23 protein-coding genes and 1 pseudogene are annotated in these 20,718 nt (G+C 52.3%); 23 read left to right on the top strand and 1 reads right to left on the bottom strand.

Annotated elements, in window-relative coordinates; genetic code table 11:
- Positions 1 to 8: 8 nt before the first annotated feature.
- From hisC to K420_RS20650, 17 genes are all read left to right on the top strand, one after another.
- Positions 9 to 1,097, top strand: coding sequence for a histidinol-phosphate transaminase (gene hisC / locus K420_RS0116240; RefSeq protein WP_027458971.1), 1,089 nt, complete (start codon positions 9 to 11; stop codon positions 1,095 to 1,097).
- Positions 1,098 to 1,979 (top strand): prephenate dehydrogenase, encoded by an 882-nt coding sequence (locus K420_RS0116235; RefSeq protein ID WP_035854946.1) that lies wholly within the window; start codon positions 1,098 to 1,100, stop codon positions 1,977 to 1,979.
- A complete protein-coding gene (locus K420_RS0116230) occupies positions 1,979 to 2,818 on the top strand; it encodes a DNA ligase (protein ID WP_027458969.1) in 840 nt (279 codons plus the stop codon). The genes K420_RS0116235 and K420_RS0116230 overlap by 1 nt, the downstream gene beginning before the upstream one ends.
- Before the next feature lie 9 nt (positions 2,819 to 2,827).
- A complete protein-coding gene (locus K420_RS21100) occupies positions 2,828 to 3,073 on the top strand; it encodes an NAD-dependent epimerase/dehydratase family protein (protein ID WP_027458968.1) in 246 nt (81 codons plus the stop codon).
- The gene (locus K420_RS21095; protein WP_332308175.1) at positions 3,046 to 3,372 is read left to right on the top strand and encodes an NAD-dependent epimerase/dehydratase family protein; all 327 of its coding nucleotides are present in this window, start codon (positions 3,046 to 3,048) and stop codon (positions 3,370 to 3,372) included. Before K420_RS21100 ends, K420_RS21095 begins: the two co-directional genes overlap by 28 nt.
- Positions 3,302 to 3,541 (top strand): hypothetical protein, encoded by a 240-nt coding sequence (locus K420_RS20975; RefSeq protein ID WP_232422854.1) that lies wholly within the window; start codon positions 3,302 to 3,304, stop codon positions 3,539 to 3,541. Before K420_RS21095 ends, K420_RS20975 begins: the two co-directional genes overlap by 71 nt.
- Positions 3,542 to 4,054: 513 nt before the next feature.
- Entirely contained in the window at positions 4,055 to 5,149 is a 1,095-nt protein-coding gene (locus K420_RS0116215) for an IS5 family transposase (protein ID WP_027458967.1), read from the top strand.
- 184 nt (positions 5,150 to 5,333) lie between these two features.
- Positions 5,334 to 6,395: a dTDP-glucose 4,6-dehydratase gene (gene rfbB, locus K420_RS0116210; RefSeq protein ID WP_027458966.1), complete on the top strand. Its 1,062-nt coding sequence runs from the start codon at positions 5,334 to 5,336 to the stop codon at positions 6,393 to 6,395.
- A 1-nt stretch (position 6,396) separates the two neighbouring features.
- Positions 6,397 to 7,302 (top strand): dTDP-4-dehydrorhamnose reductase, encoded by a 906-nt coding sequence (gene rfbD, locus K420_RS20300; RefSeq protein ID WP_198293874.1) that lies wholly within the window; start codon positions 6,397 to 6,399, stop codon positions 7,300 to 7,302.
- Positions 7,299 to 8,183 carry a glucose-1-phosphate thymidylyltransferase RfbA gene (gene rfbA / locus K420_RS0116205; RefSeq protein WP_198293873.1) on the top strand — a complete coding sequence of 295 codons (885 nt, stop codon included), beginning with the start codon at positions 7,299 to 7,301 and terminating at the stop codon, positions 8,181 to 8,183. Before rfbD ends, rfbA begins: the two co-directional genes overlap by 4 nt.
- On the top strand, positions 8,180 to 8,743 hold the full coding sequence (gene rfbC / locus K420_RS20295; protein WP_084019710.1) for a dTDP-4-dehydrorhamnose 3,5-epimerase: 564 nt from the start codon (positions 8,180 to 8,182) through the stop codon (positions 8,741 to 8,743). Before rfbA ends, rfbC begins: the two co-directional genes overlap by 4 nt.
- Before the next feature lie 19 nt (positions 8,744 to 8,762).
- Positions 8,763 to 9,890: a DegT/DnrJ/EryC1/StrS family aminotransferase gene (locus K420_RS0116200; protein ID WP_027458964.1), complete on the top strand. Its 1,128-nt coding sequence runs from the start codon at positions 8,763 to 8,765 to the stop codon at positions 9,888 to 9,890.
- Positions 9,887 to 10,396, top strand: coding sequence for a GNAT family N-acetyltransferase (locus tag K420_RS0116195; protein WP_027458963.1), 510 nt, complete (start codon positions 9,887 to 9,889; stop codon positions 10,394 to 10,396). Before K420_RS0116200 ends, K420_RS0116195 begins: the two co-directional genes overlap by 4 nt.
- The gene (locus K420_RS19350) at positions 10,393 to 11,181 is read left to right on the top strand and encodes an ABC transporter permease (RefSeq protein ID WP_051453204.1); all 789 of its coding nucleotides are present in this window, start codon (positions 10,393 to 10,395) and stop codon (positions 11,179 to 11,181) included. Before K420_RS0116195 ends, K420_RS19350 begins: the two co-directional genes overlap by 4 nt.
- The gene (locus K420_RS0116185; protein WP_035854943.1) at positions 11,178 to 11,921 is read left to right on the top strand and encodes an ABC transporter ATP-binding protein; all 744 of its coding nucleotides are present in this window, start codon (positions 11,178 to 11,180) and stop codon (positions 11,919 to 11,921) included. The genes K420_RS19350 and K420_RS0116185 overlap by 4 nt, the downstream gene beginning before the upstream one ends.
- A 26-nt stretch (positions 11,922 to 11,947) precedes the next feature.
- On the top strand, positions 11,948 to 12,835 hold the full coding sequence (locus K420_RS19885; RefSeq protein ID WP_157275139.1) for a class I SAM-dependent methyltransferase: 888 nt from the start codon (positions 11,948 to 11,950) through the stop codon (positions 12,833 to 12,835).
- Positions 12,832 to 14,511 carry a glycosyltransferase gene (locus tag K420_RS20650; protein WP_157275138.1) on the top strand — a complete coding sequence of 560 codons (1,680 nt, stop codon included), beginning with the start codon at positions 12,832 to 12,834 and terminating at the stop codon, positions 14,509 to 14,511. The genes K420_RS19885 and K420_RS20650 overlap by 4 nt, the downstream gene beginning before the upstream one ends.
- Positions 14,512 to 14,582: 71 nt before the next feature.
- On the opposite strand, the pseudogene K420_RS21220 reads toward K420_RS20650, so the two are convergent.
- Positions 14,583 to 14,717: pseudogene (locus K420_RS21220) on the bottom strand (IS3 family transposase); the annotation flags it as partial.
- Positions 14,718 to 14,943: 226 nt separating this feature from the next.
- Between K420_RS21220 and K420_RS19340 the strand changes: the two are divergent.
- The 6 genes from K420_RS19340 (at position 14,944) to K420_RS0116150 (ending at position 20,668) form a co-directional block, all read left to right on the top strand.
- Complete coding sequence (locus tag K420_RS19340) at positions 14,944 to 16,464, top strand: flippase (RefSeq protein ID WP_084019708.1); 1,521 nt, start codon at positions 14,944 to 14,946, stop codon at positions 16,462 to 16,464.
- Positions 16,465 to 16,559: 95 nt separating this feature from the next.
- Entirely contained in the window at positions 16,560 to 17,516 is a 957-nt protein-coding gene (locus K420_RS20290; protein ID WP_198293872.1) for a class I SAM-dependent methyltransferase, read from the top strand.
- On the top strand, positions 17,503 to 18,414 hold the full coding sequence (locus tag K420_RS0116165) for a glycosyltransferase family 2 protein (RefSeq protein ID WP_027458960.1): 912 nt from the start codon (positions 17,503 to 17,505) through the stop codon (positions 18,412 to 18,414). The genes K420_RS20290 and K420_RS0116165 overlap by 14 nt, the downstream gene beginning before the upstream one ends.
- The gene (locus K420_RS0116160) at positions 18,411 to 19,142 is read left to right on the top strand and encodes a glycosyltransferase family 2 protein (RefSeq protein ID WP_027458959.1); all 732 of its coding nucleotides are present in this window, start codon (positions 18,411 to 18,413) and stop codon (positions 19,140 to 19,142) included. Before K420_RS0116165 ends, K420_RS0116160 begins: the two co-directional genes overlap by 4 nt.
- A gap of 6 nt (positions 19,143 to 19,148) precedes the next feature.
- A complete protein-coding gene (locus K420_RS0116155) occupies positions 19,149 to 20,111 on the top strand; it encodes an NAD-dependent epimerase/dehydratase family protein (RefSeq protein ID WP_198293870.1) in 963 nt (320 codons plus the stop codon).
- Positions 20,108 to 20,668, top strand: coding sequence for a sugar transferase (locus K420_RS0116150; protein ID WP_027458957.1), 561 nt, complete (start codon positions 20,108 to 20,110; stop codon positions 20,666 to 20,668). The genes K420_RS0116155 and K420_RS0116150 overlap by 4 nt, the downstream gene beginning before the upstream one ends.
- The last annotated feature ends 50 nt before the right edge of the window (positions 20,669 to 20,718 follow it).

The raw sequence follows: 20,718 nt of genomic DNA, 5'->3' as shown, positions 1-20,718 counted from the left end.
GATTGTCCATGAGCCTTGCCGAGCAAGCCCTGTCCTACGTCCGTGCCATTTCCCCCTATCAGCCGGGCAAGCCGATCACCGAACTGGCCCGCGAGATGGGCATTCCAGTTGACAGCATCGTCAAGCTGGCTTCCAACGAAAACCCGTTGGGCATGAGCCCGAAGGCCCGCCAGGCGGTTGAGAGCGCGATTGGCGGGGTCGAGCGCTACCCGGACCAGTTCGACCTCATCGCCAAGATCGCCGAACGGTGCGGCGTTGCCCAGAATCAGGTCGTTCTCGGTAACGGCTCGAATGATGTCCTCGACCTGGTCGCCCGCGTTTTCCTGGCCCCCGGTCGTTCTGCTGTCTTCGCCCAGCATGCTTTCGCCGTCTATCCGCTGGCTACGCTGTCCACCGGTGCCGAACTGATCGCTACGCCAGCCAAGAACTATGGCCATGACCTCGACGCCATGCGTGCGGCCATCCGCCCGGATACGCGCATCGTCTGGATCGCCAATCCGAACAACCCGACCGGCAATTTCCTGCCTTATGCCGAGGTGCGTGCCTTCCTCGAAAGTGTCCCCAAGGATGTCGTCGTCGTCCTCGATGAGGCCTATAACGAGTACATCCCGGCTGACGAGCGCATCGATACGGCGACCTGGCTCAAGGATTTCCCGAACCTGCTCATCTGCCGTACCTTCTCCAAGATTTACGGCCTGGCCGGCTTGCGTGTTGGCTACGGCCTGGCCTCGCCCGAAGTGGCCGATCTGATGAACCGCGTGCGTCAGCCATTCAACGTCAACAACCTGGCATTGGCTGGGGCGCTGGCTGCCCTGGACGATCACGAATTTCTCTCCGCCAGCTATGAATTGAATCGTCGCGGCATGGCGCAACTGGTCGCTGCCTTCGATCGCCTGGGGCTGGAATACATCCCGTCCTGCGGCAATTTCGTGACCTTTCGCGCCGGCGATGCCGCGACGGTTAATCAAAAGCTGCTCAAGCAAGGTGTCATCGTTCGTCCGATCGCTGGCTATGGTTTGCCTGAATGGTTGCGCGTCACGATCGGCACCGAGGCAGAAAATGCCCGCTTCATCGAGGCGCTGGAAAAGGCCCGCTAAATGGACGCCGGTCTGCCCGAGTTCGGCAAGGTCGTCATCTTCGGCACCGGCCTGATCGGCGGCTCGTTTGCGCTCGGCCTCAAAGAAGCGGGAGCCGTCGAGGAAGTTGTCGGTTTTGGCCGCACGCCAGCAACGCTGCGCAAGGCCCAGGAACTCGGCGTGATCGACCGGGCCGGCATCAACCCGGCGCATGAGATCGGCGACGCCGACATCGTTCTGGTGGCAACTCCAGTGGCGCAGATGCCGGAAATTTTCGAACGCATCGCTCCCTATCTCGGCCCGAACACCATCGTCACCGATGGCGGTTCAACCAAGGGCGATGTCGTTGCCGCCGCGCGGGCAGCCTTCAAGGGGCATATCGGCAAATTCGTTCCGGCACACCCGATAGCCGGCGCCGAGAATAGTGGTCCGGCAGCGGCACGCTGGGATTTGTATCAAGGCAAGAAGGTCGTCGTTACGCCGCTACCGGAAAACAAAGACGAACGTCTCGATCGCATCAAGCGCGCCTGGTCGCTGTGTGGTGCCGACATCTATGAACTGACGCCGGAAATGCACGACCGCGTCTTCGCTGCCGTCAGCCACCTGCCCCATTTGCTGTCATTTGCGCTGGTTCATGACCTCGCCGTGCGTGACGACGCCGACTTGTTCTTCACGTTTGCCGCCTCCGGTTTCCGGGATTTCACGCGCATTGCCGCCAGCCATCCCGAAATGTGGCGTGACATTTGTCTAGCCAATCGCGTGGCCCTGCTCGGTGAGCTGGAGAGCTATCGTGCGCAGCTCGACGAATTGCATGTCGCCCTGTCACAAAACGATGGGGCACGCCTTGAGGAAATCTTCGGTATCGCCCGTCAGGCGCGGCGCAGCTGGGCAGGCGAGGGCTGATGTTGCGCTGGCTGCTGGCGCTGTGGATCGGGGTGCTGATGAGCATTTCATTCACTGCCAATGCCGACGAAGAGCCAGCCATTCTGTTGGCCAACGTTTACCGCAATCAGGTTGATGTAACCCAATACCTGGTCAGCGAGAAGCTGGACGGTGTGCGGGCGGTTTGGGATGGGCGGAGTTTGCGCTTTCGCAGTGGCAAGCCCATTCATGCCCCTGCGTGGTTTGTCGATGCATTGCCAGCGCAGCCGCTGGACGGCGAGCTATGGATTGGCCGTGGCAGCTTCGAGCGCGTATCAGGCATCGTCCGCAAGGAAATTCCCGTCGATGCCGAATGGCGCCACGTGCGCTACATGATTTTTGAACTGCCTGGGGCGCCGGGATCATTTCGCCAGCGTGTCGATCAGATCGGCCAACTGGTTCACCAGGCCAATGTGCCCTGGCTGCAGCGAATCGATCAGTCTACGGTAAGTGATCTCAACGAGTTGCAACAATGGCTTGCTACAATTCTCGACGCTGGTGGCGAAGGGCTGATGCTGCACCGTGCCGATGCCGTCTATGAAACCGGGCGTAGCGATACCCTGCTCAAACTGAAACCCTGGCTCGATGCCGAGGCCGAAGTCATCGGTCACCGTGCGGGCAAAGGGCGTCACACTGGCCGGTTGGGCGCGCTCCAGGTACGGACGCCAGAGGGAAAGACCTTTCTGCTGGGCACCGGTTTCTCGGATGCCCAGCGGCAAAACCCGCCACCGATCGGGGCGAGAGTAACTTATCGCTATCGGGAACTTACACGCACAGGGCTGCCGAGATTCGCCAGTTTTTTACGCGTTAGGGAGTACTGAGGAGAACGCATGATCCTGGTGACAGGCGGGGCCGGCTACATCGGCTCGCATACGTGTGTCGAACTACTCAACACAGGGCATGAATTGGCGGTGTTCGACTATTCTTGCATCAGCCACGCCCGAGGCGTTGGCCTGAGTGAAAAAATTTCCGGCCGCAAGCTCAATGTCGTCAAAGGCGATATTTCTGACCAAAATGCCCTAGAGGAGGTGATCCCCGCTACAGCTGCATGGCGATCATGTACTGTGATGCTCTGAAAGAAGTCGTTGAATCACTCGAAAAGCCGCTCAGCTACCACGACAACAACGTAATCGGTACGTATCACCCGCTCCTGGCCATGGCCAAATGTGGCGTCAAAATGTTGGTCTTCAGTTCCTCGGCAACGGTCTATTGGCAAACCGCAGTTTTGGACTTTGACCGAGCAACACCCGCTATCGGCAACCAATCCGTATGGAGGCACCAAATCGATTATCGAGGAGTATTGTGTGATCTGCATCTTCCGGCTCCTCCTGGCGCATCGGCATCCTGCGCTGTTTCAATCCGCTGGGGCGCGTGACCGTGGACTGATCGGCGAAGGTTCGCAGGATCTTCCGAAGAACCGGATGCCTTTCGTCGCCCAGGCGGCGGTTGGGCGATGTGAATGCCTGAAAGTCAGGGGCAACGATTACCCAGCGCCGGATAGTGGGGTGAATATTCACGTAGTTACCTTGTTGCCGGGCACCTGAAAGCTTTGGCACGGTTATGGGAGCTGTAGTGCATTGCTGTTAATTTGTGAACAGGTTATGGCTACAGTGTTCTTGATGCGATCAATGCTTTTGCCACAGCCAGTAACCGCCATGCTCCTTATCAGCTTCCCCGTCGTCACCCTAGTGATGTGGCAGCCTACCATCACGATCTACTCTCGAGGACAGTTTACTTGGTTGGAAAGCAAATAGGGAGTTGAGCGCAATGTGCATAGATGCGTGTTACTGGCAGCGTGACAATCCAACTTGCTTTCTGTGCGCATAGAGCTAACCGGAAGTTTCGAGTTGTTTTCTTCAGGCTCGCAGGAAGTAAGTAGTGTTAGTTGGGGGGTATTACCTTGGTCATAACGACGTCTCCCTGTTTGCTTTGTATAATTACTGGTTTTTAACTTTTAGCTTAGCAGGCTGCTGAAATACTTCCGCATCCTGTCGACGAAACAGCGGGTTTGATTGTTATAGAGATTCACCGAGATTACCGAGAGCACAAAGCGGATCATGCGCGGAGCCGACACCTTCACCGAGAGTTTGTTTACGATGCGTCGCCTGGACGACTTTGTGCCGGCGCAGCACCCGTTGCGGCCGATCCGGGCGATGGTGAACCTGGCGCTCAAGGATATCGAGCCCCTGCTCAGCGGCATGTATGCCGCCGACGTCAAAGGCGGTCGCCCCAGCATTGCCCCGGAGAAACTCCTGCGTGCCATGCTGCTGCAAATCTTCTACAGCATTCGCTCGGAACGGCAATTGATGGAGCAGACCCAGTACAACCTGCTCTTTCGCTGGTTCATCGGCCTATCGATGGACGATGCAGTCTGGGTGCCCACCGTCTTCACCAAGAATCGCGAACGCCTGATTGCCCACGATGCCGTGATCGAACTCTTCAATGCGGTACTGGCCATTGCCGAGAAGCAGAACTGGCTATCAGGCGAACATTTCAGTATCGACGGCACGCTCATCCAGGCTTGGGCGGGACACAAGAGTTTCCTGCGCAAAGACGGCGGAGATGATGAAGGCGGCGGCAATTTCAAGGGCCAGTCACGCAGCAATGACACCCACGCCTCGCGTACCGACCCGGATGCCCGACTGTACCGCAAGGGCAATACCGCCAGTGAGTTGCGCTACATGGGACACACCTTGAGCGACAACCGCCACGGACTCATTGCCAGTGCGGTCGTGACCACGGCCGATGGCTATGCCGAGCGGGAAGTTGCCAAGGCCCTGATCGCCGATGCCCGCCAAGTCGCCGGCGAAACGGCTGAAATCACCCTTGGCGCGGACAAGGGCTACGATGCCCAGGAATTCATTGCGGCACTCATCGAACTGAATGTCATTCCCCATGTGGCGCAGAACACCAGCCATCGCCGTTCTGCCGTGCCGGACGACATTGCCGGCAGTGACGGTTACGCGATCTCCCAGCAAAAGCGCAAACTCATCGAACAGGGATTCGGCTGGGCCAAGTTCATTGGGCCGATACGCCAGGTGATGGTGCGCGGACTGGAGAAGGTCGATCAGTTGTTCGTGCTGACCATGGCCGCCTACAACCTGACGCGCATGCGCTCCTTGGGAGCAATCCGTCCGCTGGGGGCAATATGATAGGAAAACACCTCGGAATCCCTGTAAAACACGTGCGAACGACCGAAAATCCGCTTCGCCTTACGAAAAACGACTCCGTTCCATGCCACCGTCTGCATTTGCAGGGCGGTATTTCAGCAGCCTGTTAGTTCGCCGTCGTTTCTATGGCTTAGCGCCAGACGTTTGATTTAAGTGAGAGAACTATATGAGCATTTTCGTGACCGGTGCCGCCGGCTTCATCGGCAGCAATTTCGTACTGGACTGGCTGGCCCAGTCTGATGAAAGAGTCATCAACCTCGATGCGCTGACCTACGCCGGCAACCTGGAGAACCTCGCCAGTCTTGAGGGCGATGCGCGCCACGTCTTCGTCCATGGCGACATCGGCGACTTCGCGCTGGTCAGCAAGCTCCTGGCCGAACACCAGCCGCGCGCCGTGGTCAATTTCGCCGCCGAATCGCACGTCGACCGCAGCATCCACGGCCCGGAAGACTTCATCCAGACCAACATCGTCGGCAGCTTCCGCCTGCTCGAAGCGGTGCGTGCCTACTGGGGCGGCCTGGCGCAACCGGCCAAGAGCCAGTTCCGCTTCCTGCATGTGTCCACCGACGAAGTCTATGGCTCGCTCGGCCAGGACGATCCGGCCTTCCGCGAAACCAACCGCTACGAACCGAACAGTCCGTACTCGGCAAGCAAGGCGGCAAGCGATCACCTGGTCCGCGCCTATCACCACACCTACGGCTTGCCGGTCCTGACCACCAATTGTTCCAACAACTACGGTCCCTACCACTTCCCGGAAAAGCTCGTCCCGCTGGTCATCCATAACGCCCTGGCCGGCAAGCCGCTGCCTATCTACGGTGACGGCCAGCAAATCCGCGACTGGCTCTACGTCAAGGACCACTGCAGCGCCATCCGCCGCGTGCTCGAAGCCGGCCGCCTGGGCGAGACCTACAACATCGGCGGCTGGAACGAAAAGCCCAACCTCGATGTTGTGCATACCCTCTGTGCCATCCTCGACGAACTGCAGCCACGGGCCGATGGCCAGCCCTACCGGGCACAGATCACCTACGTCCAGGATCGCCCCGGTCACGATCGCCGCTACGCCATCGACGCCAGCAAGATTGAACGCGAACTCGGCTGGAAGCCGGCCGAAACCTTCGAGACCGGCATCCGCAAGACCGTCCAGTGGTATCTCGACAACCAGGCTTGGGTGGCCAATGTCACCAGTGGCGCCTACAAGCAGTGGGTGGGCAAGCAATACGGAGCTTAACGTGAGAATTTTACTGATCGGTAAAGATGGACAAGTTGGATGGGAACTACAAAGAACCCTTTCGCCACTGGGGAAGTTGTTGTCTCTTGGACGCCAAGAGGTCGATTTGACCGAACTGGAGGCAGTTCGTAGTTGTGTCAGGCTGTATCGTCCAAACGTTATTGTGAATTCTGCAGCCTATACTGCCGTTGACAAGGCTGAAATTGAGCCCGATAAAGCTCGCTTAGTTAATGAACTTGCTGTTCAGGTACTAGCCGAAGAGGCGCTAAAGCTTGATGCATGGTTGGTTCATTATTCAACGGACTATGTTTTCGATGGACGAAAACAGGCAGCATATGTTGAGAGCGACCAAGCCCTACCGCTTAGTATTTACGGGCTGACAAAGCTAGATGGTGAAAATGCTATTAGACATAGTGGATGCAAACATTTAATCCTTCGTAGTAGCTGGGTTTATTCCATACATGGCGCTAATTTTCCTCTCGCGATACTTCGGCGCGCTATCGAAATGGATCAGATCGACGTAGTCTCTGACAGTTTTGGTGCGCCAACCAGTGCAAGCCTAATTGCAGACATTACAGCTCAGATGCTTTATCGAGTTACGTGGGATCAGTTGTTGAAAGAATCTGCAAGTGGCATTTACCATTTGGTTGCTACAGGTAGAACATCTTGGTATGAATATGCAAAATACCTTGTTGGTTTAGCCAAGAAAAAAGGTCTTCCGGTCAAGGTTGCATCAAACAAGATATTCCCTGTCAGTGCCGATACCTACAAAACAGGTGCTGTACGACCCAAAAACTCCATGCTAGATAGCAAAAAACTATGCTCTGAATTCGGTTTTGTTTTGCCTGAATGGAAAATTGATGTTGAGAGATTTGTTAACGAACTTGTGATGCCAAAACCATTATGAAACGTAAAGGTATTATCCTGGCCGGTGGCTCCGGAACCCGACTCTACCCGGTCACAAAGGCAGTATCCAAACAGTTACTGCCGATCTACGACAAGCCGATGATCTACTATCCCCTTAGCACTCTAATGCTTGCTGGAATACGTGACATCCTAATCATTTCTACTCCACAAGATACTCCGCGCTTTGAGCAACTACTTGGCGACGGCGGAGACTGGGGACTTAATCTGCGCTACGCTGTTCAACCGAGTCCGGACGGTCTAGCTCAGGCTTTCATTATTGGAAAGGATTTCATCGGTGATGCCCCGAGTGCTCTAGTGTTGGGGGATAACATCTTTTATGGTCACGACCTTAATGCGCAACTTGAAAAAGCTACGGTATGCGAACAAGGTGCAACGGTATTCGCCTATCATGTGAACGACCCAGAACGTTATGGCGTGGTTGCTTTTGATGCCCAAGGTCGTGCTACCAGCTTGGAAGAGAAGCCTAAAAAACCCAAGAGCAATTTCGCGGTTACTGGCCTGTATTTTTATGACAAACAGGTTGCAGAAATTGCCGCCAGCCTTAAACCATCGGCGCGGGGCGAGCTGGAGATCACTGACTTGAATCGCATTTACCTCGAACGTAACCAGCTTCGCGTGGAGATTATGGGGCGCGGCTACGCGTGGCTTGACACAGGTACTCACGAGAGTCTGATTGAAGCCAGTAACTTCATCGAAACTATTGAACACCGCCAAGGCCTGAAGGTTGCTTGCCCAGAAGAAATTGCTTTCCGAAAGGGTTTTATCGATGACTGTCAGCTTGAAAGGCTTGCGCAACCACTCGCTAAAAATGGCTATGGGCAGTACCTGCTGCGTTTGCTAAAAGAGGGAGGTTCATTTTGAAAATTACACCCACACGCATCCCTGATGTTCTGGTGTTGGAGCCTAAATTTTACGGTGACGATCGCGGTTTCTTTTTCGAAAGTTACAACCAGCAACGCTTCAATGAAGCCGTGGGACGTGACATCTGTTTTGTTCAAGATAATGAATCGATGTCCAAGCAGGCCGTGCTTCGTGGACTCCACTATCAGGTGGTGAAACCACAAGGCAAATTAGTGCGAGTCTCTGAAGGTGAAGTTTTTGACGTTGCCGTTGATATCCGTAGTAACTCTCCCACGTTTGGCCAATGGGTGGGTGAAACACTATCTGCTAAAAATAAAAAACAACTCTGGGTACCTGAGGGTTTTGCTCATGGCTTTCTCGTTCTTTCAGAAGTGGCGAGATTTCACTACAAAGTTACCGACTACTGGTATCCGGAGCACGAGCGCTGCATCCGGTTTGACGACCCAGATATCAACATTCATTGGCCAGTCGTGCCCTGCGGATTTCCAATTGCGCTTGACCCAATGTTATCCGATAAAGATAAGCAAGGTCTTGACTTTAAAAACGCAGAAAAATATTAACTTTTAAGGAATATAAGAGATGGCTATTCAATTATTTGTACCAAATTTTCGTGTTGACGAGTGCCTTGCCCAAATTCGCGAATGTCTGGAAAAAGGCTGGACTGGACTGGGCTTCAAAACAGTCGAGATGGAAAACAAATGGAAAGAGTACACGGGGCTGCCCTATGCACATTTTCTGAGTTCAAACACTGTCGGTCTGCATCTGGCTCTACACATGTTCAAGACAGAGTTTGGTTGGGCAGACGGTGATGAAGTCATTTCTACATCACTCACATTTGTATCTTCCAACCACGCAATTGTTTATACCAACCTGCAACCTGTCTTTGCTGACGTTGATGAATATCTATGTCTGTCGCCCGAGGATATAGAGCGAAAAATTACACCACGTACTCGTGCCGTCATCTTTGTGGGAATTGGTGGTAATACCGGACGCTATGAAGAGGTCCTTAAGCTTTGCAGGGATCGGGGTCTGATCCTCATCTTGGATGCAGCCCATATGGCGGGTACGCGTCTAAATGGCAAGCATGTCGGATACGATGCCGATTGCACTGTCTTCAGTTTCCAAGCGGTAAAAAATCTCGCCACAGCTGATTCCGGGATGATCTGCTTCACGGATGAGGCGCGTGATGTGCGTGCGCGCAAGCTGGCATGGTTAGGGATCAACAAAGATACCTACGCGCGTACGGCAGCGCAGGGGGCCTATAAATGGATGTACGACATTGAAGAGGTCGGCTACAAATATCACGGCAATTCCATCATGGCGGGGATTGGTTTGGTTTCTTTGAAATATCTAGATCAGGATAACGCCTATCGTCGCCAGCTCGCAAAATGGTACCGCGAGAATTTAGATGGGCATGAGCATATCAAGGTGGTTCCTGTTGCTTCTGGCTGTGAGTCATCAACACACCTTATTCAGATACGTGTGCAAAACCGCGACGCACTGATGCTTGCACTCAATGAACACCAAATTTATCCCGGCGTACATTATCGGGACAATACTGAATACTGTATGTATTCGTACGCCCAAGGATCATGTCCAAACTCGGCCAAGGCTAGCCAAGAGATTCTCTCCTTGCCGATGCACATGGGACTGACTAAAGCAGATGTTGATTTGGTTTCAGAGCTTATCATTCGATACACAAAATGAAGAGAAGCATCGCACCATTTGGCAACGAAATCATTAGTCTGAGATTGATTGAAGAGTCAGATTTGGAAAAAACTCTGGACTGGAGAAATCGTGATGATGCCCGTGTCTGGTTTAAGACTTCCAATCTGCTTACTCTTGAGCAGCATCAGGCATGGTTTCATCGCTATCTCAATAAGGATGATGATTTTCTGTTTGTTATAGAAGCTGAGGGAAAAATGGTCGGGCAGGTATCGGTCTACGAGGTCCAGTGGGACAAGGGGTGCGCCGAAATCGGTCGTTTCCTGGTCGCACCGGATAGTAGTGGCAAGGGTTACATGATGGCGGCATGCAAAGCACTGATTTGCTTATGTACTAATGTGCTCAACCTTCAGTACCTGTTTCTTGAGGTCATCGAAACGAATGATCGCGCAATTCGCCTATATAAGCGACTTGGCTTTTTGGAAGAGCAACGTTATAGCGGATTGGTCCGCATGGGCCTTAGCGAATTAACCAAGACTTTGAAATGACACCATTACTCCGGGAGTTCAAGCTCGCGATAAATAACTTCCAAATTTGGACTTATCTTTCGGGCTCAGATGTAAAAAGCAGATTCAGGCGCTCCAAATTAGGAATTGTGTGGCCAGTTTTGCACCAGTTGGCATTTTCACTGGGTGCAGGTTTCATCTGGGCCGCGGTCTTTCATTTGAAGCCAGATGACTTTATCCCCTTCTTAACACTTGGTTTTGCGATATGGGCTTTCATTGCTGCCGCTATGACGGAAGGTTGTTCGGCTTTTGTCATTGCACACGGTTACCTTAAGCAACTGCCTTTGCCACAGTCGATATTTATTTTTAGGACAGTTCTCACACAATTGATTTTTCTAGCTATCGGTTTGGCGACCGCCTTGGGTGTCCTGCTCTATTTTGGCAAGCTAACGCTGCTTGGTCTCGTTCTTGGCATACCCGGAATTTTGATCCTGATCGTCTATGCTTATGGGGCTATTGGGTCGTTGGCCTACTTGGGTCTTCGTTATCGGGACCTGCAGCACGGCCTAGCTGGAATCTTTAGCCTGCTTTTCGTTGTTACGCCCGTTATTTATCCTGCCGAAGTTTTGATCAAAAAAGGATTTGCTGCTGCAATTTACGCTAATCCTTTCGCTTCGTTGATCGAGGTGGTTCGGTATCCAATTCTGAACGGCGAACTTGCTGAACCGCTCCATTACCTGGCGTCTTCGGTTTTTGCTCTGGCGTTCGTTGCTCTCCGCTTCCAACTGGGCTTCCGTTGGAGCCGCTTCGTACCATTCTGGTCATGATCGAATTAAAAAACGTTTCAATTGATTACCCACTTGACCCCGCAGACGGGGCTAGTCTGAAAAGTGCTTTGCTGAATGTCTTTAATAGGAATCGCAAGCAGCCAAAATCTCATTATCGAGCTCTCGATGATGTCTCTCTGAGAATTAACAAAGGCGAGCGAGTGGGCTTGATCGGTCTGAATGGGGCGGGAAAAAGCACAATCCTGCGTGTCATGTCAGGAATATTCCAACCAAGCCATGGCTCGGTTCAGATTGTCGGGCGCGTATCGCCGCTACTTGATTTTGCGACTGGCCTAGAGTTGCACCATACTGGCCTAGAAAATATTCGCATTCGTCTGATGTTTCTTGGTGAGTCACCAGCGTCCATTGAACGCAAGATTGGGGACATTGCCGAGTTCTCAGAACTAGGTGAATTCATCCATTTGCCTGCAAGAACGTATTCAACGGGGATGTTCATGCGTCTTGCATTTGCAACATCCACAGCGATTAATCCAGAGATATTAATAGCAGACGAGGTGGTCGGCGCAGGGGATGCTCAGTTCGCTGAGAAGGCCAGGCAACGCATCGAAGAACTGCTATCCGGTGAGCGTACAACCGTGTTGAGTTCTCACTCAATGGACCTTATTCGCAGGTTCTGCCATCGGGTTGTCTGGTTGCATCATGGGAGAATCATTGCTGATGGGGACAGTGATGCGGTCATTAAGGATTACGAAGCGCGTGCCCCCCTGATGGAACGATGAGGTTGAGAGTGAATAGAGGTGGAGAAATGCTTATTCTCGATATTGGATGTGGTAGAAAGAAGATAGCGGGCGCAGTTGGAATTGATTTCTCACCAATGAGCGATGCCGATGTCGTCATCGATTTAAACTATGAACCTTTGCCATTCGACGACAGTAGTGTTGACTTTATTTACTCGTCGCATACGCTGGAACACCTTAGTCTGGATGGTTTTTTCCATGTAATGAGGGAAGCTTACCGTGTGCTCCGACCTGAAGCGCAGTTCAAGATCGTTGTGCCTTATTTCACTACCTCGGTTAATCTCGCCAATCCTTTTCATAACAATAACATTTGCTTTAATGAGCACACGTTCAGATTTTTCTCCTCCGATCTCGAATGTGAGGCGATTCCAAAGCTCGAATACCAGACGCCGAGCTGTCCGCACTGGGGGCTTCGTTATTCCGCGAATAGCGAAATTGATCTCGAGTTCAAGACGCTACGTATCGATAAGTTCTACTTTCCTCAGTATGCGCAACAGAGTGGGCCGGATAGAGTAGTTGCTTGCTCGTCGAAACTGAATGTGGCAGAACAGATCATCTATTCACTCCAGGCAGTCAAGCCATGCCCTGTCAGGCCAGAAACCGGCCCTATTTCGCCACCCGACGATCCGTATCTTTTTGTTGAACGGCAGCTGTCTTTTCTGTCAGAGCAACTGACCTACCTGCAAGATCAGGGCATTTGCTCGTCGTCAGAAATTGAAAGAGGCCGCCTTCTCGTTGGAAGCCGGAGAGTGGAGGGAGGGGCTCTGTACTGTATAGATAAGATTCTGACTCCTGTAAATTTCCTGGTTTTTGAGCTGGATGATGTTATTCAAGCCCTTCGACGTCTTATAGACAGGCACCAAACAAATATCATTTCCGGGAGTGCTAACCGATGAATGTGTTAGCTGTCCTGCCAGGGTTTATCCCAAGCACGATCATTGGTGTCCTTCGGCCTCTCGCCGATCTGGAGCGGCAGGGTGAAATCAAGCTACGTGTGCGGCTTTCCAGCCTTACTATTCTTATTTCTCATGATATTAATTGGTGCGATGTTGCTGTTTTTTGTCGAAACTGCGAGATTAAGGACCTGTCAGTTCTCTACGAACTGAAGCGCAAAGGGAAAAAAATAGTTTATGAAATAGACGATAACTTTGAGGAAATACCGCTTACAACGTATATCGGGCTCCACCACAGAGCCTTTTTTAGGCTCCACGTTTTAAAGCGTTTTTTTTCCCTCAGTGAGGTTACGCGGGTCTATTCTGATCGCATATTTCAGCGCGTTGTTTCTCATGGTGGCCACCCTCAGGTAATACGTAGTTATTTCGATAGATCCATTGTTAATGGACTGTCTAGGCGAACACCGGATGGGGTGACCAGGATTGCCTATCCAACCGGTCGTATTGATGATGACAAGTTGGAGGAGACAGTTTTTTCAGCGGTGCGGGTTATCCTTGAAAAACATGCTGGAAAGATCGAGTTTCACCTTTGGCGCAGTTCTGTGCCCCGGCAACTTTCTGGTGTTAGTGGGGTTGTGTTGAACAAGGGGGTAAGGAGCTATGAAAAATTTATACAATCGTTTTTTCAGGCTGGTTTTGACATAGGCCTTGCGCCCGGAGTTGATACACCGTTCTTTCATTCCAAGACAAACAACAAATACCGAGAGTTTGGTGGGTGTGGTGTTGCTGGGATTTATAGCAACTTCCCTCCTTACACCAACTCCGTGACTCATGAGTATTCAGGACTACTGGTGGGAGGCTCCACTGAGGAATGGGTTGCCGCTATCGAGCGACTGATGTTAGACGTCAAACTGCGAGCCTGGATTGTTAAAAATGCAGCCTACGATGTAAGGAGTAACTATAGTTTTGAGTCCGCGGTCGAGAGTTGGCGTGAGTGCCTAAGGCTGCTGAAAGAATTTAAGTCAGAGGTGCCGGAATGGATTCCCTTATCGAAACAATGGCCTTTATATGCTCAAGTGCACTTGCGGTCCTCAAACGAGGTTGACCATCGATATGAATACTTGAAGCTTTCCATTGGTGCTTTACCCATGGCTACCCTTCTACACTTTAACAGTGCTTCGGAATATTTAAAGTCACCAGTTCGCCCTTTTCTCGCTGCCAGCATCTTTATCATTTCTAATAAAAAGGAACTTGAGCCACTGTCCGTATTACTACCCCTCCAATCTTTTGGAGCAATCGTAGATTTGACCACTTATGGTGACGACGTGGGGTGTGCGGTTAGTTATTTGCGTGAAGTGGCCTCAGGTGTGCCAATGACTTTTCTGGTTACTCATGAGCACACCAAGGCATCTGCAATTGCGACTGTGCAGGATTGCGTATTAGTTGCGAATAGGTTTTCACCAATCGCGCAGGAATTTTCGTTGGAGGGTTACCCGGCAGCCTATCTCGAACTGGTTGAGCGCTATATACATTTAGGTCAGCATGAAATAAGGTTAGGTCATCATTTACGGTTGAGTGCTGTTGCGCATGTGATTGGTGATCGTTATGCGCTCTGGAAGGGGCGCTTTGAATCCGTTTTGATGTGGATGAAGTTGCGATTTGGTTTTCGCCGATTCTGATGTGAATAGCCTCTTTATCAATCCTGCGAAATCACTTGAAGCATCATGCTTGCTGGTCGTAGAACGGATTACAGTGTGTTAAACCCACTCTCCCTCGGCGCCTTATTCTTGCAGGTCCTCTTTCGGCTCGCCGAACAGGTCATTCCGTAACCATCAAGCTTTCCCTGAAATGCATGACTGAAGTACTGGCTACCCCGGTCGGCGTTGTGCAGCAGCCATGGTTGCGCATTCTTCAGGACGGCTACCGTCACAAGCGGTTTCAGCGACCTGCTGACGAGCTCACGGTTGATCGGGTCGATCACAATGGCTAGGCACAGCCAGCCTTCATCCGGCTACTGGTGGGTGATGTCCGCGTCCAGAACTGCTTCGGTGCCGTTGGAGTGATCAGATTACCGCCAAGCCAGTGACTGTCGTTCACCTAGCAGCTGTGGTTTGAAAATAAATTTTGTAGTGCCGAATAAACAAGGGGGGGCTGTGAATAGTGGTGCGGGCTTCTTTCGTAATGCGCTCTGGAGCCTTTGGGGTTCCATTTTGCCGTTGGGGGTTGGGTTGGCAACGATGCCGGTGCTTGTATCCAAACTAGGGATCGAGCGCTTCGGGATATTGAATCTTGCGTGGTTACTGGTCGGTTACTTCAGTCTCTTCGATTTTGGCCTCGGACGGGCGCTGACCCGCTTGGTTGCCGAAAAGCTTGGCTCAGGGCTGGTCGAGGAAATTGGTGACTTGACAGGTACTGCCATTGCTGTGATTCGTTGGTTTGGTGTAATCGCTGGTACTTCTGTGGCTTGTATGGCTCCGTGGCTGGTTGATTGGCTTTCGATCTCCGTCGCTTTGAAGGAGGAGACGCTGACTAGCTTATGGATACTTTCACTTGCGCTGCCGTTTGTACTCTTGTCGGCTGGATGGCGAGGGGTGCTAGAAGCCTATGGTCGCTTCGATTTGGTGAATTGGGTCCGGATCCCGCTTGGGGTTGCGCTTTTTGTGGCACCGTTGCTGAGCTTGCTTTTCGCTGACGGATTAATTCCGGTCATGATCTCGCTAGCTGTTACCAGAATTGCTGGTTGGTGGGTGTCGAGAAGGATGTGTTTGCGTATGTGCCCTGACCTGAGCGCAGGGCTGAGATTCAAAAAGACTATGGTTCGGCCGCTTGTTGCTTTTGGCGGATGGATGACGATTTCAAATGTGGTTGGGCCGTTAATGGTTTATGCGGATCGATTTCTGATTGGTGGTTTGCTTTCGGCTGTGGCTGTTGCCTATTACGCAACGCCGTATGAGATCGTTACGCGTTTGTGGATTGTTTCCGGAGCGTTGACTGGCGTGTTATTTCCCATTGTCGCTGCGCGTTTGGTGAGCGATTTTGGTGCTGTTAGGCTTGTCTATCGTTATGCAATGAGGTCAGTTTTCGGGCTGATGTTACCTGCTGTAGCCATACTTTATGTTTTTGCTGATGAAGGCCTTGCTTGGTGGCTGGGGGGCGATTTTGCTCGGCAAGGAGCGGGAGCTGCGCGTATTTTATTAGTGGGTGTATTTATCAATGCTCTGGGGCAGGTGTCTATCACTGTTCTTCATGGGGCAGGTCGTGCCGATTGGGCGGCGAAGTTACATTTGTTCGAGTTGCCGTTTTATCTTGTGGCCTTGGTGTTTGCCGCGGAGCGTTATGGCATAGAAGGGGTCGCAATAGTGTGGATGTTGCGTGTTCTGTTCGACATGATCGTGATGACAGTGTTGGCCGAACGTTTGCTGTTGGCGAGAGATGGATTCGTTATTCAATTGATTGTGGCGTCAATTTGTGTGATGAGTCTGCTCTGGATGGTGGATTTTCTGGAAAGTGGTTGGTGGCGTTTGGGCTTGCTGTGTCTAATACTTTTGGCTTGTGGTATTTTCTTGCCCGGTCAGCTACGTCAGCTAGGCCGTGCGGCAAGCAGGCCGGTAAAAAACCTTCAAGGTCAATAATGCAATCCAAAGCTTCTGCGCAGGCCATATGGCCAACCGACGGGTTGGAACCTGTTCCCGTTTGCCCTTTGTGTGGTGGAAACGAACGGGCGCTCTTGCACGACGGTTTAAAGGATTTTTTCTTCAAGTGCGCACCAGGAGAGTGGTCGTTATTCGAGTGCCAGCACTGCGGCAGTGCATTTCTTGACCCGCGGCCCAATCAGCAGACTATTTCACTCGCCTATAGGAGCTATTACACCCATCGTTCTTATGATGTGGCGTCAGGGCTGTCACGTCGAATTTGGCATGGCCTGAGAGATGATTATTTGCTTGCCAAATTTGGTGTTCGTTCTGATTTTGCGCTTTGGCCAGGTCGGTGGTTGCTAAGGTTGTTTTCCACCGGGCGTCAGGGAGTCGATGCGGCACTTGCGCGGAATTTGGAGCCGTTGCCTCATTCCCAAGCCAGGTTGCTGGATGTCGGGTGCGGTAACGGAAATTATCTCGAGTTTGCTCGACGCGCCGGGTGGCAGGTGCAAGGAGTTGATTTCGATCCCCGGGCAGTTGCAGCTGCGCGGGCGCGTGGGCTGGATGTTTTTGAGGGTACGATCCACCTTCTTGCTTCCGAGCGTGCGTGTTATGACCGTATCACTCTTAGCCATATCTTGGAGCATGTCTTCGACCCTTGGGATCTTCTGGCCGATTGTTATCGACTACTCAAACCTGGTGGAGTCTTATGGCTTGAGACACCCAACATAGGCAGCAACGGCCAATCTGTATTCGGACCATATTGGCGTGGCCTCGAACCGCCGCGTCATTTGCACATTTTTTCCAGAAAATCACTGCGGGAGAAATTGACAGAAATCGGGTTTTCAAATGTTCAGGATTGCTTCAGTTGTTTTGCTACTGCTGCCATGTGGCGAGAGAGTCGGTTGATTGTCGCCAAGGCATCGGGAAAACGGCGCTTCCGCTATTCGTTGTTGGGGCAGTTTCTGGCTGAAATTCAGGCTCGTTTTTCTCCGGATACGCGGGAGTTTATCACTTTGGTATGTGTAAAACAGAATGACAATAAATAAAGGGGGCGTTTGGGCTGTTGTGGTGACTTATAGGCCTGAGCTTAATAAGCTGGGGATGCTGTTGAATTCGTTGGCATCTCAGGTCAACGGCGTCGTGGTCGTGGACAACGGTTCATCGGAAGCTGTCCTGTCTTGGTTGGGTGAGTATCAATATTCCGTACCGCTACAACTGGTTGCTTTAGGGGATAACAAAGGAATTGCCGCTGCGCAAAATATTGGGATCCAATATGCAATACACCAAAAGGCAGATTACGTGATTCTCTTCGATCACGATAGCCATCCGGAAGGCAGCATGGTTGCCAAACTGAAGGAGGTGGCCGAGGTCAAGCTGGCAGCCGGTGTGAAACTTGCTGCAGTTGGGCCGCGTTATTTTGACGAGAGGCATGACAATCCTCCGCCATTTATTCAAGTGCGGGGCCTGAAGGTGGAGCGTCAGCCTTGTAGAAGTTGCAATTCTGTTGTGGAGGTTGATTATCTTATTGCTTCAGGTTGCTTGATTCCAACGCAAACATTAACTTTGGTTGGCGGCATGAACGAAGAAATGTTCATTGACTATGTCGATATCGAGTGGGGGTTGCGGGCGAAAGCCAAGGGTTTTCAGTCATTTGGAGCATGTGCGGCGCTGATGAGTCATGATCTTGGTGATGAGCCGTTTGTGTTCTTCGGGAATAAATTTCCGCATCACAGCGCGCTACGCCACTATTACCATTTTCGTAATGCAATCTGGATGTATTGTCAGGATTGGCCACCGTTGCATTGGAAGCTGGCTGATGGGTGGAGGTTGTTTCTCAAGTACGGGTTCTACACTCTTTTTGCCAAACCCCGACATAAGCATTGGTGGATGATGACAAAGGGGGGGTGGCATGGTTTGACAGGGCGAATGGGAAGATTGAATTGATCGCCGTATCCATCGTCAGTCATGGCCATGGCGTAATGGTCGTGCGCTTGATCGAGTCGCTATTGATGTGTGGGGAAGTGGCGCAGATCATCGTCACACGAAATATTCCCGAGGCGATACAGATGCCGGAAAGTGACCGCATTGTCGTGCTCGATAACCCTCAACCCAAAGGTTTTGGGGAAAATCACAATGCGGCATTTGAGCATTGCACCCAGCCATTTTTCTGCCCGTTGAACCCGGATATTTCTTTGCAAGGTAACCCTTTCGGAACTTTGCTGACCGAGTTGGAGAAATCAGGGGCAGTTATTGCAGCACCGTTGGTGCTTGCTCCCGGTGGAGCGGTGGAGGATAGCGTTAGGCGGTTTCCGACGGTGGCTTCGCTGTTGCAGAAGGCGTGTGGGGGGCAGGATGGCCGTTACAAGCTGAAATTGAACGCTCCTGTTTTTCATCCGGATTGGGTTGCAGGGATGTTCATGCTGTTTCGTAGTGCGGATTATGCAAGATTGGGTGGTTTCGACCCGAAATTTTTCTTGTACTACGAGGATGTCGATATTTGTGTGCGCGCGAGAAAGGTTGGGTTGGGACTCATCGTTTGCCCGTCGGTAGCTGTTATCCACGATGCGCGCCGTGATAGTCACCGCAGCTTGCGTCATTTGCGCTGGCATTTGGCGAGCATGGGACGCTATTTCTTGAAGCATTGGGGGCGGTTGCCGCGTGGTAAAAACTGATTTTTGTTGCCCCGTACTGTGATTCTCGTTTCTGGTGCTTCGGGTTTTATTGGGCGACGTCTTGTATCCCGATTGTCGGCTGAAGGGGTTGCGTTCCGTCAACTTGCGCACCGGCTGGGTGTTGGTTTTGCGGATGTGTTTGCAGACTTGGCGGGCGCGAATAGCCTAGTTCAAGCTTGCTCTCAAGTTACGAGCGTTTTTCACTGTGCTGGATATGCCCATGCTTTTTCGACGTTGTCCGAAGAGGATTCAGCCAAGCATTGGGCTGTGAATTTTGAAGGTACCCGCAATTTTGTGGAGGCAGCGGGCCTCGCTGGCGTTAGGTCTTTTATTTTTTTGTCCAGCGTCAAGGCCATGGCGGAACCAGGCGAGCAGTGTGTGGACGAGAGCTTTCTTGGTGATCCCAAAACAGCCTACGGTCAGTCCAAGTTGGCTGCTGAGCAAGCTGTGCTTGAAGCAGGGCGGCGTTACGGGATGCATGTTGTCAATCTCCGTCTGGCCATGGTCTATGGTTCGGGCGGGAGGGGTAATTTGGAGCGTATGGGGCGTCTGGTAAAGCGCAGATTGTTTCCCCCTTTGCCTGAGACGGGTAATCATCGTTCCCTGATTCACGTTGATGATGTAGTTTCGGCGATGCGCTTGGTTGCCGGTGATGGGCGTGCCAACGGGCGAACTTACATTGTTGCCAGCCAGCATGCCCCCTCGGGGCGTGCCTTGTTTGACGCCTTGCGTCAGGCGCAGGGCTTGCCACCTTGCCATTTGTCGGTACCGGCTTCGTTGCTTTGGGGAGGGGCCAAAGTCGGTGACTGGCTGGAGAAGCTTGCTGGGCGTCGCTTGCCGCTGGATAGCGAAGTGGTCGATCGCTTGCTCAACTCGGCCTGGTATTCACCGGCGCGGATTGAGCGTGAGTTGGGATGGCGGGCGCAAGTTTCGCTTGTCGATGGCTTGTCGGAAATGTTGAATTCATGAAGCGTTTTTTTGATTTATTGCTGGCGATTGCTGCTGCCGTAGTTCTAGCGCTACCGATCGCCTTGGCTGCGTTGATGGTCAGGCTGACTTCGCCGGGGCCTGCGCTGTACTGGTCGGATCGTGTTGGACGTCATAATCGAATTTTCAAGATGCCGAAGTTCCGAAGCATGCGTATTGGAACGCCGGCTGTTGCGACGCATCTACTCCAGGATCCCAAGGTTTATCTGACACCGATTGGTTCATTTTTGCGTAAGTCGAGCCTGGATGAATTGCCTCAGTTGTGGAGTATTTTGGTTGGCGACATGAGCTTTGTCGGGCCGCGTCCGGCGCTATTCAACCAGGATGATCTGGTTGCTTTGCGGACTGAGTGCGGCGTGCATGAGTTGGTGCCGGGGCTGACCGGTTGGGCGCAGATCAATGGTCGGGACGAGTTGCCGATCCCCGAGAAGGTCAAGCTGGATGTTGAGTATTTGCGTCGCCAGTCTTTCTGGTTCGATATCCGGATATTGTGGCTAACCTTCGTCAAGGTGATTCGGCGCGACGGCGTTTCGCATTAAGCGCAAGCCGGGGCTTCGCGGGCGGGGTAAAATCACCGGTTTCGTCCTGA

Source organism: Dechloromonas agitata is5, assembly GCF_000519045.1.
Classification (GTDB): Bacteria; Pseudomonadota; Gammaproteobacteria; order Burkholderiales; family Rhodocyclaceae; genus Azonexus; species Azonexus agitatus.
Note: the sequence above shows the minus strand (reverse complement) of the source record. Positions and strands in the feature narration are given on the sequence as shown.